General features: G+C 71.5%; 7 protein-coding genes. 6 read left to right on the top strand and 1 reads right to left on the bottom strand.

All coding sequences use genetic code 11. From position 1 onward, the window contains the following. Window positions 1-299 precede the first annotated feature (299 nt). Entirely contained in the window at window positions 300-1,262 is a 963-nt protein-coding gene (locus G5S38_RS14145; RefSeq protein WP_165069956.1) for an aldo/keto reductase, read from the top strand. A 152-nt stretch (window positions 1,263-1,414) separates the two neighbouring features. Then, window positions 1,415-2,623: a DUF4192 domain-containing protein gene (locus G5S38_RS14140; protein WP_165069954.1), complete on the top strand. Its 1,209-nt coding sequence runs from the start codon at window positions 1,415-1,417 to the stop codon at window positions 2,621-2,623. A gap of 6 nt (window positions 2,624-2,629) precedes the next feature. Here G5S38_RS14140 and G5S38_RS14135 read toward each other — a convergent pair whose 3' ends face one another. Next, window positions 2,630-3,109, bottom strand: a complete 480-nt coding sequence (locus G5S38_RS14135) for an Lrp/AsnC family transcriptional regulator (RefSeq protein ID WP_165069953.1) — start codon at window positions 3,107-3,109, stop codon at window positions 2,630-2,632. A gap of 72 nt (window positions 3,110-3,181) precedes the next feature. Here G5S38_RS14135 and G5S38_RS14130 point away from each other — a divergent pair, with 72 nt between their 5' ends. From G5S38_RS14130 to G5S38_RS14115, 4 genes are all read left to right on the top strand, one after another. Then, window positions 3,182-3,607: an FHA domain-containing protein gene (locus G5S38_RS14130; RefSeq protein WP_165069951.1), complete on the top strand. Its 426-nt coding sequence runs from the start codon at window positions 3,182-3,184 to the stop codon at window positions 3,605-3,607. Further along, window positions 3,604-4,440 carry a PP2C family protein-serine/threonine phosphatase gene (locus tag G5S38_RS14125; protein ID WP_165069949.1) on the top strand — a complete coding sequence of 279 codons (837 nt, stop codon included), beginning with the start codon at window positions 3,604-3,606 and terminating at the stop codon, window positions 4,438-4,440. The genes G5S38_RS14130 and G5S38_RS14125 overlap by 4 nt, the downstream gene beginning before the upstream one ends. Before the next feature lie 211 nt (window positions 4,441-4,651). Beyond that, window positions 4,652-6,073, top strand: a complete 1,422-nt coding sequence (locus G5S38_RS14120) for a serine/threonine-protein kinase (protein ID WP_165069947.1) — start codon at window positions 4,652-4,654, stop codon at window positions 6,071-6,073. Between the two features lie 85 nt (window positions 6,074-6,158). Continuing rightward, the gene (locus tag G5S38_RS14115; protein ID WP_165069945.1) at window positions 6,159-12,167 is read left to right on the top strand and encodes an Ig-like domain-containing protein; all 6,009 of its coding nucleotides are present in this window, start codon (window positions 6,159-6,161) and stop codon (window positions 12,165-12,167) included. Window positions 12,168-12,280: the final 113 nt, after the last annotated feature.

Here is a 12,280-nt window from a genome sequence, read left to right as displayed (position 1 = left end):
CGCTCGGGGGGGGGCGGGGGGGGGCGGACCGCGGGCGGGGGAGGCGGGCGGGTTCCGGGGGTTCGGGGCGGGTGGGGGGGGGGGTGGGGGGGGGGGGGGGGGCGGGGGCGTGGGCGGCGGCGGGGGCGTCAGTCGCAGGGGCAGCAGCAGGGGCGGCAGCGGGGGAGGCGGCGATGGTTGCGGCACTGGTCATGCGTCGACCCTAGCCCCGGCGAGCCCCCGATCGACAGGCCCCGGCACCTCGTGGGATTGCCTCACTCTTCGGGCCAGGGGGAGGACGGGACGCCTAGGCTTCACTCGTGACCGACATCGAATATCGCACCCTCGGACCCTCCGGCCTCGTCGTCTCGACCGTCGGCATCGGCTGCAACAACTTCGGCCGCGCGGGCACGGCCACTGCGACCCAGGAGGGAACCGACGCCGTCATCGACGCGGCGATCGACGCCGGGGTGACCCTCTTCGACACCGCGGACATCTACGGCGCAGAGCGCGGCCTCAGCGAGACCATGATGGGTACCTCGCTGCGCGGTCGGCGGAACGACATCGTACTGGCGAGCAAGTTCGGGATGGACATGGCGGGCGCGAACGGTCCCGACTGGAACGCGCGGGGATCTCGCCGGTACATCCGCCTCGCCGTCGAGGGCTCGCTGCGGCGACTGCAGACCGACTGGATCGACCTGTACCAACTGCACGCGCCGGACCCGTCGACCCCGATCGAAGAGACCCTGTCTGCGCTCGACGACCTCATCGCCGAGGGGAAGATCCGCTACATCGGGCACTCCAACCTGCCCGCGTGGCAGATCGCCCAGGCCGAATACGTCGCGCAGCTGCGGGGGCACACCCGGTTCATCTCGGCCCAGGACGAGTACAACCTCATCGTGCGCGACGTCGAAGACGAGGTGCTGCCAGCGGTCCGGGAGTTCGGCCTCGGCTTCCTGCCCTACTTTCCGCTCTACAACGGGCTCTTCACCGGCAAGTTCACCCGGGACGGCGGCCCGGCCGACAGTCGCCTCGTGCACAGCAAGCCACAGCTGCTCGAGGCGGCACCCTGGGATGCCGTCGAGGCATACGCGCGGTTCTGCGACGAGCGCGGCGTCAGCATGCTCGACGCCACCTTCGCGTGGCTGCTCGCGCAACCCGCAGTCACCAGCGTGATCGCAGGCGCCACCACTCCCGCCCAGATCGCCCAGAACGCCGCCGCGGGAACGGCGTGGACCCCGTCTCGGGCCGAGGTCGCCGAGATCTCCGCACTGTTCGCCTGACGCCCGGACAGTCGGCGGTCGGCGGCCGGCGGTCGGACGGTCGGCGGTCGGCAGTGTCCGGACTGTGGTCTGCACCGGTGACGATCCGCGAAGTCATCCACACCTCGCCGGGGAAAGGCCCGCGCGGCGGTTGACCACCGCATTCTGGGGCGATGAACCACGTCGTCACTACCCGCTCACCGCACGACTTCCTCTCCGTCGTGCCCTACCTCGCCGGCTACCTCCCCGAGAACAGTGTCGTGCTGGTCGCGTTCGAGGGCCGGCGCACCCGGGGCGTCATGCGCTTCGGGCTGCCTGCCGATACCGCGATCGGGACCGGCGAGAGGCACGCGACCTCGGTCTTGGGCATGTTTTGCCGCATTCCGAAGGTCGATGCCGTCGTCGCCATCGCCTACACCGATACCAGGATCGACGATCGGCTTCCCCTCGGCCCGTTCATGCGCGCCGTCATCGCCAGGGCGCGGTTCAGCGGGTTCACCGTGCTCGATGCACTGTGCGTCGCAGCCGACGGCTGGGGCTCGTACCTCGACCCGGAATGCCCACCGGGAGGGCGGCCGCTCGCGCTCATCACCGGGTCACCGGCCGGGCGGCAAATGGCCGGGGAAGCGCCGGTCGCGCCGCGTCCGATCGAGCACGGCGCCACGCTCCCGCCGGTCGACCCGATGCTGAAGGAGGCATTCGACGAACGCCTCGACACGCTACGCGACGCGCTCGACGACGTGATGGGCTCGGACGACGACGGGACGATGGACTATGGCCAGGAGGCCAGCGACCTGGTCGAGACATTGGTGGACTTCGCGAGCACCGTGGAGAAGCTGCTGGCGTCGCCGATACCGCCCGCGCCCGAGCTCGCGGCGACCGCAGTGTTCGGGTTGCGCCTCTTCCCGTTGCGCGACTCGACACTGCTGCAGGTCGCCTTCGGGGTGGCGATGGGACGGCGCTTGAGTCCGGTCAACCTGACGCATGACCCTCGGCACCGGGCTGCTGCCGACCAGACTGTCGCTGAGCGGGCTGCCGCCGAGCGGGTTGAGGCCGAACGGGCCACTGCCTCGCGGCTGCTCGCGGGCATCGGGCCGCGCCCGGACGGCGAACGGATGCGACGCTCGATCGACGCGTGGCGGGTGCTCGCCGCGCTGGCCGACGACCTCGACCGGCCGCCACTGCTGTGCATGCTCGGCTGGATGGAGTGGGCACTCGGTCGCAGCAGCGTCGCCGCGGTGTACGTCGACGAGGCGCTGCGCATCGATCCGGAGTGCACGGTGGCCGGATTGCTCGCCGAAGCATTCGCCGTCGGCCACCTGCCGGAGTGGGCGTTCGCACCCGATGCGTCCACCCCCGATGCATTCACACCCGATGGGTGACGCGCGCTACCGTGCCCTCCACTTGATGTGCTGCTTGTGCAGGGTGAGGTAGAGGAAGGTCTCCGTCGACACCACGCCGGGGATCGCCCTGATGCGGCCGTTGAGCAGCTCGACGAGCTGGTCGTCGTCCTGGCACACCACCTCGACGAGGATGTCGAAGCTCCCTGCCGTGAGCACGACCGAGTCGACCTCGGCCAGGGCGGCGAGGGCATCGGCCACCGCTGTCGTGTCGCCGGTGGCCCGAATGCCCACCATCGCCTGGCGGAGCAGCCCGAGCTGCGTCGGATCGGTGACCGCGACCACCTGCATGACTCCCGCGTCGGTGAGCTTCTGCACGCGTTGCCGCACCGCGGCCTCGCTCAGCCCAACGGCCTTGCCGATGTCGGCGTAGGAGCGTCGCCCGTCGTCCTGCAGCTGCTCCACGATGGCCTTCGACACGTCGTCGAGGTGCGCGGTCCTCGCGGCGGTCCTGGGTGCATTCGTCATTGCTCGATAGTGGCAGTGTTCTCGGGGTCTCGCGCGCCGGATGCCACTGGCAGCCCGGCCTAGGCTGGCACCGTGCCCGCCCCCGCCGACCACCTCCACCGCATCGCCGTGAATGCGGGCGCCCCCCTGGAGCTCGACGTTCCGACGATCATCGGCCGCCGCCCGTCCGGGCCACGGGTGCCTGGACCGGTCGCACCGCGGTTGCTGACCGTCACCTCGTCGACGTCTGCGGTGTCGGCGACCCACCTCACCGTGCACCAGCGAGGGTCGTCGGTGGTCGTCACCGACATGCACTCCACCAACGGTACGGTTGTCACCATGCCCGGCCTCGCGCCCGTACTGCTCCGCCCAGGAGAGTCGATAGTGGCAGTACCCGGCACGCTCGTGAACATCGGAGACGGAAACATCGTGGAGATCCTTCCTGACCCGCGCCTCGTGGCGAACCCGCGCAGCACCGCTCGCCACCGCGGCACCAGCCCCGTCGAGGTCACGTCGTGACCGAGATCGGGCAGTCGACGACGCAGCAGTCGGTGACCATCCCCGGGGCCGACCACCTCAGCGTGAGCCTGTCCTGGGGCGCGGCGACCGATATCGGCCACCGCCGCAAGCTCAACGAAGACAGCCTGATCGCGCAGCCGCCGGTCTTCGCGGTCGCCGACGGCATGGGCGGTCACGCGGCAGGCGATGTCGCCAGCTCGTCCGTCGTCGCCCGGCTCGCCGGCATCCCATCGTCCGACGCCATCGACGAGGAGATCATCAGCGCGGCGCTGCGCCAGGCCACCGTCGACATCGCGCTCGCCGACGACGTCGACGAGGTCGGGGTCGGCACGACCGTCACCGGTGCTGCCCTGACCATCCAGGGCGGCGAGCCGTACTTCGTGGTCTTCAACGTCGGCGACTCCCGCGTCTACGTGTTCGAGGCGGGGGAGCTCTACCAGATCACCGTCGACCATTCCGTGGTGCAGGAACTCGTCGACGCCGGCGTCATCACCAGGGCCGCGGCCGAGACCCACCCCGAGAGCAACGTCATCACCCGTGCGGTCGGGTTCAATGCCGAGCCGGTGGCCGATTTCTGGCTGCTGCCCGTGCGCGCCGGCATCCGGCTGCTGATCTGCTCGGACGGACTGACCAGGGAAGTCGACGACGAGGAGCTGCGCGAGACGCTCGATCGCGGCCAGGACGCGTCGACCACCGCGAACGCCCTCGTCGCCGCGGCCCTCGAGAGCGGCGGTCGCGACAACGTCACGGTGGTCGTCGTCGACGTGGCATCGAGTCCGGGATCGCACGACATCGACATGACCGTTCCCCGGGTGCCGCCGCCCGCCGGCTGACACTCGCTGGCTCACCCCGGGCGGCTGACCCTGCGGCGATACGGGGTACACCGGGCCGTGGAATGCACCCCATTCTGGGGGTACCCGCGGTGCACCGAACCCGCTTCTCACCGGGAGTTCCGCAGGCCCCGCTGGTAGGATTCACCGACTACATCGATGCGTGATACCCGCGGCGCACGGTCGATTTCTGCCGCATGTCGAAGGGGTCAGCATGGCCAGACGGTTGCCGTCGCAGCCGCCGGTGCTCCCCGGCTTCTCCTACCTCCACGTGCTGGGGTCGGGTGGCTTCGCCGACGTGTTCCTGTACGAGCAGAACATGCCGAGGCGCAAGGTCGCCGTCAAGGTCATGCTCAGCGAGATGGTCACCGACCAGGTGCGCCAGATGTTCCAGGCCGAGGCCAACCTGATGGCGCAGCTGAGCACCCACCCGTCGATCCTCACCGTGTATGAGGCCGGGGTGTCGTCCGACGGCCGGCCGTACCTGGTGATGGAATTCTGCTCCTCGGCGCTCAGTGAGCGTTACCGCCGCGAACGCATCCCGGTGCCCGAGGTGCTCAGGGTAGCCATCCGGGTGGGCAGCGCCATCGAAACCGCGCACCGCGCGGGCATCCTGCACCGTGACATCAAGCCGTCGAACATCCTGCTCACCGCCTACGGGCACCCCGTGCTGTCGGACTTCGGCATCGCCGCGAGCCTCGCCGACGCCGTCACGCAGGAGGCCGTCGGCATGTCGATCCCGTGGTCGGCCCCCGAGGTGCTGCACGACGACACCCCGGGCACCGTGCGCTCCGAGGTATGGGCGTTCGCCGCCACCGTGTACACGCTGCTCGCCGGACGGTCGCCGTTCGAACTGCCGGGCGAGCAGAACCGGCCGAGCGACCTTATGTCGCGGATCGACCGCGCCCGCGTGCAGCCCATCGGGCGTGCCGACGTGCCCGCGAGCCTTGAGCGCATGCTGCAGGCAGCCATGTCGCGCAAGCCCGACGCCCGGCCGGAGAGCGTGCTCGACCTGGTCCACCAGCTGCAGTCCGTGGAGTCGGAGCTCGGCGTCTCGCAGACCGCGGCCGAGGTCGCGATGGACGACTGGGCGCGGACGAGCGTCAGCGACCTCGAAGACAAGACCCGCGTGCGCGGCGTCGCCACGGCAGTGAACCGCATCCCGCGCCGGCGGCGGAGAGCCGTGGGTGACGACGTGGTCGCGATCGCCCCCGTGCTGCGCTCCACCGGTTCCGAGCGCCGCACCGGCAGTTCGACGCACGGGCAGGCCGACCAGGCGCGCAAGTTCCGCTGGTGGCTGCCCGCCCTGATCGGCGCGGGGGTTCTCGTCGTCGGGCTCGGCAGCGCCCTCACCGCGACCCTCGTGCAGTCGGGGCGGGGCGACATCCCGGTGGTCACCAACATCGAATCGGTGACGTCGGGCACCTCGGTCGAGTTCACCTGGGATGACCCCGGCATCCTCCCGGGCGATAATTACCAGATCAGCACCTCTGCAATCGAATCGACTATCCAGAGCCGCGCGGCATTCACCGTGGACGGCGAACCGGGGGACACCGTGTGCATCTCGATCTCGGTGAACCGGGAAGGCCGGGAAGGCGCCCGGAGCAACGAGAAGTGCGTGGAACTGGCCCCGTGACGGACCAGGCACGCACGACGCCCGCCACCGCAGCCCCGATTCCGGCGACGGCGGCGACTGCCCCGACTGAGGCGCGTGGGCCTGCATGATCAGGGCGTGGGTCGCGAAGCACCGCTCGCTCGCCATCTCGGCGACGAGTGGCGTCGTCGTTGCCGCACTGGTCGCGACGGCGGCCATCGTCTCCGGCGGGTACGAGGCGCAGCGACTCGACCTCGGTGACGGGTCGGTCTGGGTGGCCAACGGCGAACGGCAGGTGATCGGCCGGGCGAACACCGAGATCCTCGCGCTCGACACCGTGGTCGCGACCGCGGGCAGTGACATCGACGTCGTACAGGACGGCGCGACCGTACTGCTCGTCGACCGGGGCAACTCCCGCCTCGACCTGGTCGACACGGCGACCGCGGAATCGGTCGAGAGCGTGGCGCTCCCCGCCGCGTCGCCGTCGGTGCACCTCGCGGGTGACCGCACCGTGATCCACGAACCCGCGTCGGGCGAGGTGTGGATCACCCCGGTCTCGGCGATCGGCGACTTCGACCCGGCCGCCGACCCGACGCTGAGCATCGGGGCGGATTCCGCGGTCGACGTGCAACCGGACGGCACCATCTACCTCTATTCCGCCGACGCGGCAGCGGTCTACCGGATCGACCCCGGAATCACCGCCGCCTCGGTCGACGGCGTGCAGCAGACCTGGGATGCCGCGATCGGTGAGCCGGGCGACGACGTGACGATCACCGCCGTCGGCGACACCTGGGTGCTGCTCGACCGCGACACGGGCACGCTCTCGATCGGCGGCACCGAGACCGACCTCTCCGGCCTGATCGACCCGACCGGCGGTGCCGTGCTGCAGCGCGCGAGCGGCGCGGGCACCAGGGTGCTCATCGCCCACGACGGCGGCCTGATCGGCGTCGACCTCGACGGCGGCACCCCGGAGGTGCTCGTCACCGACACCGCGGGAGCCCCCGCGGCCCCCGTCGTGATCGACGGGTGCTCCTACGCGGCATGGTCGTCGGGGGCAGCCTGGCGCTCCTGCGGCGAGCGGGCAGCCGTCACCGAGTTCGACCTCGAGGGCATGGCTGGCGAGGCCGCCCGCCTGACCCTCGGCGTCAACCGCGACCGCGTGGTGCTCAACGACGCCCGCACCGGCGGAACCTGGGCGGTGCAGGGCGACGGCGAGTCGATCTCGAACTGGGACGAGCTGATCCTCGCCGAGCAGGACGAGCAGGAGGTCGAGGAGGGGGCGGATGAGACGCCGCCCGACTACGAACGCGAGCAGGCGCCCCCCGTGGCCGTCGACGACCAGTTCGGAGCGCGACCGGGGCGCTCCAGCATCCTTCCCGTCCTGCTCAACGACTACGACCCCAACGGCGACGTGCTCGTGATCGGGGCCGTCGACCCCATCGACGAGTCCGTCGGCAGGCTCGACATCATCGACAGCGGCCAGAGCGTGCAGCTCACCCTCGCGCAGGGCGCGGCGGGCACCGTGTCGTTCGGGTACACCGTCTCGGACGGGCGAGGGGGCGAGGCATCCGCCACCGTCACCGCGACGGTCAGGGAGCCGGGCGAGAACGCGGCGCCCGAGCAACGACGCAGTGTGCGCGCCACCGTCGTCGCGGGCGCGAGCGTGTCGACCTCGGTGCTCGGCGGCTGGGTCGACCCCGACGGCGACGCGTTCTACCTCGCGGCGGCGGGCACCCCGGACCCCGACAGGGTGACGTTCACCCCCGAGGGCATCGTGGTGTTCCAGCACGGCGGAGCGACCGGCGACACCGACCAGAACCGCGCGGTGTCACTCGCCGTCTCCGACGGCACCGCGACCGGCGCGGGAACGCTCACCGTCGCGGTGCGGCCTGCGGGGGCAGCGCCGATCATCGCCGAGCCGTTCGTCGTCGCGACCTACGCGGGGCAGGTGGTGACCATCGAACCGCTCGTCCACGTGCGCGGCGGCTCCGGCACCGTGCGGCTCACGAGCGTGCCGGAGAAGCCGGGGTCGACGATCGTCGCGAGCCCGTCGACCGGCACCTTCACGTTCACCAGCGACCAGGTGCGCACCCACTACCTCGACTACGTCGTCGGCGACGTGGACGGCGACCAGACCGCGACCGGGGTGATCAGGGTGGATGTCGCGGAGCCACCCAGCGCGAACACCACACCCATCACCGTGCCGAAGACCGTCTTCGTGCAGAGCCTCAGCAGCGAGGTCGTCGACGTGGCATCCCGCGACATCGACCCGGCGGGCGGGGTGCTGCTGCTCACCCAGGTCGACCCCGGCGACCCGTCGACCGGGGTGCGCGCCGACATCCTCGAGCAGCGTTCCGTGCGCATCACGCTGACCGCGCCACTCGCCGACGGGCAGGTGACGGTGGGCTACCGCGTCAGCAACGGGCTGGCCGAGGCCGACGGCACGATCACCGTGGTCGAGATACCACCGCCCGACCGGTTGCAGCCGCCCGTTGCATCCCCGGATTCCGTCACCGTGCGGCCGGGTGACGCCATCGACATCGCGGTGCTCGCGAACGACGAGCACCCCGACGGCGCCGACCTCACCATCGACCCCCAGCTGGTGACCGGGCTTACCAGCGGCACCGGCCTGCTGTTCGTCTCCGGCAACCGGCTGCGCTACCTCGCACCCGACCGCACGGGCAACTTCACCGCGGTGTACCGGGTCACCGGGCCCGACGGGCAGGCCGACCAGGCGCAGGTGAGCATCGCCGTGCGCGAGGCCGTGCTGGAGGCCAACACCGCCCCTGTCCCCACCCCGATCGTGGCGCGGGTCACCGCAGGGGAGACCGTGCGCATTGCCGTGCCGCTCACCGGCATCGATCCGGACGGCGACTCCGTGCAGCTGCTCGGCCAGCAGTCCAGCCCGGAGAAGGGCTCGGTCACCGAGGTCGGCGTCGACTTCATCGACTACCTCGCCGGCGACTACTCCGCGGGCACCGACACCTTCGACTACACCGTCGTCGACTCGCTCGGCGCGCGGGCGACCGGCACCGTGCGGGTCGGCATCGTGCAGCGGGCCGACGACACCCGCAACCCGGTCGCCGTCGACGACGAGGTGACATCGCGCCCAGGCACGACCGTCTCGATCCGCGCGCTGGCCAACGACTCCGACCCCGACGGCAGCCCCATCCAGATCGTCTCGGTCGAACCCAACTCCGCCGACATCGCGGCGACCATCTCCGACGACGTCGTCGAGGTCACCCCGCCGGCCACCCCTGGCCGGTACGGCCTCGTCTACACGATCGAGAACCGCCTGGGGGCGACCAGCGCGGCATTCATCACCGTCATCGTCGACCCGGATGCACCGCGCGCCTACCCGGCTGCGAGCGACACCGTGCTCACCCTCTCCGATATCGCCGGCCGGGACACGGTGACCGTCGACGTGCTGCGCAACGTGTTCTTCGCCGACGGCGACGTCGCGTCGCTCGGGCTACGGGTGCTGCCCAGCTTCGCCGACTCCGCCATGGTCACCGCGAACAAGCGCATCACGATCCCGGTGACCGAGCGCCGCCAGATCGTGCCATTCGCGGTGTCGCATCCGGATGACGCGGCCATCGTCTCCTACGCGTTCGTCTGGGTTCCCGGATCCGACGACGCACTGCCGCAGGTCGACCGCACGGTGCGGCCGCTCACCGTGCAGAGCGGGCAGCCGCTCACCATCGACCTCACCGAGCGGGTGATCGCGGCCGACGACCGCGAGGTGCGCCTCGCCGACCGCACCACCGTGCGGGCGACCCAATCCGACGGCAGCGCGCTCGTGGTCGACGACCAGACCCTGCGCTACACCGCGGCGGCGGGCTATTTCGGTCCGGCATCCATCTCCTTCGAAGTCACCGACGGTGACTCGGCCACCGACCCCGACGGCCGGTTCGCGACCCTCGTGCTGCCCATCACCGTGGTGCCGGGCGACAACCAGCCGCCCGTGTTCGGCGGTGGACTCATCGAGTTCCAGCCGGGGGAGTCGCGCACCATCGACCTGCTCAGGCTCACCACCTACCCCTACCCCGACGACCTCGACGAGCTGCGCTTCACCGCCGTCTCGACCCCGCCGGAGGGCTTCGACTACACGATCACCGGCTCCACGCTGCGCATCACCGCCGACGCCGACATCAGTCAGGGCACCCGTACCGCGCTGACCATCTCGGTGCGCGACGACGTGGCGGTCGGGGCGTCCGGGCGCATCCGCCTGTCGGTGGTGCCGTCGACCCGGCCCATCGCGGCGCCGGCACCCGACGTCGTCACGGTGACCCGAGGGGGGACCGCGACGGTCGACGTGCTCGCCAACGACGAGGCGGCGAACCCCTTCCCTGGGTCGCCGCTGCGCGTGGTCGGCATCGGTACGCCGGACGGCGTCTCGCTGCCGGCCGGCGTGCGCGTCACGCCGGGCGCCGACCGCAGCACCCTCACGGTCACCGCATCGGCGGCGGCCGAAGCTATCGACACCACCCTGCAGTACCAGGTCGCCGACGTGACGGGCGACCCCGCCCGGTACGCATACGGCACCGTGCGCATCTCGGTGCAGGACCGCCCTGATGCCCCCATCGCGCCGGTCGCCGCGACCGCGGGATACCAGGAGGGCGAGCTCATCCTGCGCATCACCCCGCCGCTCGCGAACAACTCGCCGATCACGCGCTACGAGATCGTGAGCACGAGCAACGGCGGGTTCCGGTTCGACTGCGGAACGAACCCGGTGTGCGAACTCTCCGGGCTCACCCCCGGGCTGCCGTACGAGTTCCGCGCGATCGCCGTGAACGCGATCGGGTCGTCGACGCCGAGCAGTGCGAGCGCGCCCCTGACCGCGGACTTCCTGCCCGCAGCCCCCGGCTCGGTCACGGCGGTCGCCGCGGGCGGGAACCGGGCGAGCCCGCAGCTGACCGTGTCGTGGTCCGGCGTCGCGAGCCCCGACGGCGGCAGCGCGATCACCGGCTACAGCGTGCGCATCACCGGCCCCGGCGTCGACTTCGAGACGGCCGTCGCCGCCAGCTCCCGGTCGCTCACCACCACCGCCGGCGGCGCGCTCGCCGCCAACCGGCAGTATGTCGCGACGGTGTGGGCCCGCAACTCCGCGCCCGTGGGCGCCGCCGACTGGCGCCGCACCTCCTCTGCCCCCGCCACGACCATCGGGGCGCCAGGCGCGGTGGCAGGCGGGGTGACCGCCGCGGCGATCGGAACCACCGGCAACATCCAGGTCACCTGGGGCGCGAGCGACCCGAACGGCGCCAGCGGCGTGCGCTACACCATCGGCAGGTTCGCCGACGGTGCGGCGATCCCCACCATCTGCGCCACCGGCGGGTCGAACCCCGGCACCGGCGACGGCTCCTCGTCTGCGGTGTCGTCGGGCTGGGTCGACACGCGCACCACCGACGGCGTCGCCTACCGCTATGCCGTGTACGCCGACAACGGCCTGTACTGCACGGTGTCGGCATCGGGCGCCGTCGACAGCCTCACCGCACCCGGCCAGGCGACGGTCGGCACCGTGCTCGCCCCGCGCGGCGGCCAGTGGGACCTGCAGGTCGCCAGCCTCTCGGTGGCATCCGGCACCGCCGTGCGCTACGAGGCACGCCTGAACGGCGCGGGCGACTGGTTCGCCGTGCAGCCCGGCCAGTGGCTCACCTCGGCTGCGAACCTCGGCGTGTATGGCACCGCGCAGAGCGTCGTGGTGCGTGGATGCCGCGACGCCGGGTCACTGCTGTGCGGACCCGCGTCCGCTCCCGCCGTCGAGACCCCCGCCAATGCCCGCGGGTCGATCGCGGGCTGCATCTCGGGGAGCGTGCCCAACGCGAACCGTCCCGTGAACAACGACGTGCGGAGCGTCGAATACCTGTACTCCTTCAACGACGGCAGACTGTTGCTCGATGAATGGACGGAGTACCAGACCAACGGCGTCGCACCCGATCCAGCCGCGCTCGGAACCGGAACCACCCTCGTGCGGCTCAAGACGCGGGTGACCCTCGGCAACGGCGCGACATTCGAGGACCCCGGCTACGCGCAATCGTCGTGCGCGCAGCGAGTGCAGCCCGAGCTGCCCCAGGAGCCGGAACCTACGCAGCCCGGCGAGCCGGCCCCGCCCACCGAACCGACCGGCCCGGAATGACCCCCCCCGGCCCCCCCCCCCCCCCCCCCCCCCCCCCCCCCCCCCCCCCCCCCCCACCCCGCAGCGGACGCGGCCGAGAAACCGCCCCGACTCAGACCGCGGGCTCGACCACG

The sequence above is a fragment of the Marisediminicola senii genome, assembly GCF_011057645.1.
GTDB lineage: Bacteria > Actinomycetota > Actinomycetes > Actinomycetales > Microbacteriaceae > Marisediminicola > Marisediminicola senii.
The sequence above is the reverse complement of the archived record's forward strand: the minus strand, read 5'-3'. Positions and strand labels throughout refer to the sequence as shown.

What these genes read in the sequence shown, in the direction of transcription:
- G5S38_RS14120 (WP_165069947.1), top strand. Translation starts at nt 4,652, where the DNA reads ATGGCCAGACGGTTGCCGTCGCAGCCGCCGGTGCTCCCCGGCTTCTCC.
- G5S38_RS14135 (WP_165069953.1), bottom strand. Translation starts at nt 3,109, where the DNA reads ATGACGAATGCACCCAGGACCGCCGCGAGGACCGCGCACCTCGACGAC.
- G5S38_RS14140 (WP_165069954.1), top strand. Translation starts at nt 1,415, where the DNA reads ATGAACCACGTCGTCACTACCCGCTCACCGCACGACTTCCTCTCCGTC.
- G5S38_RS14115 (WP_165069945.1), top strand. Translation starts at nt 6,159, where the DNA reads ATGATCAGGGCGTGGGTCGCGAAGCACCGCTCGCTCGCCATCTCGGCG.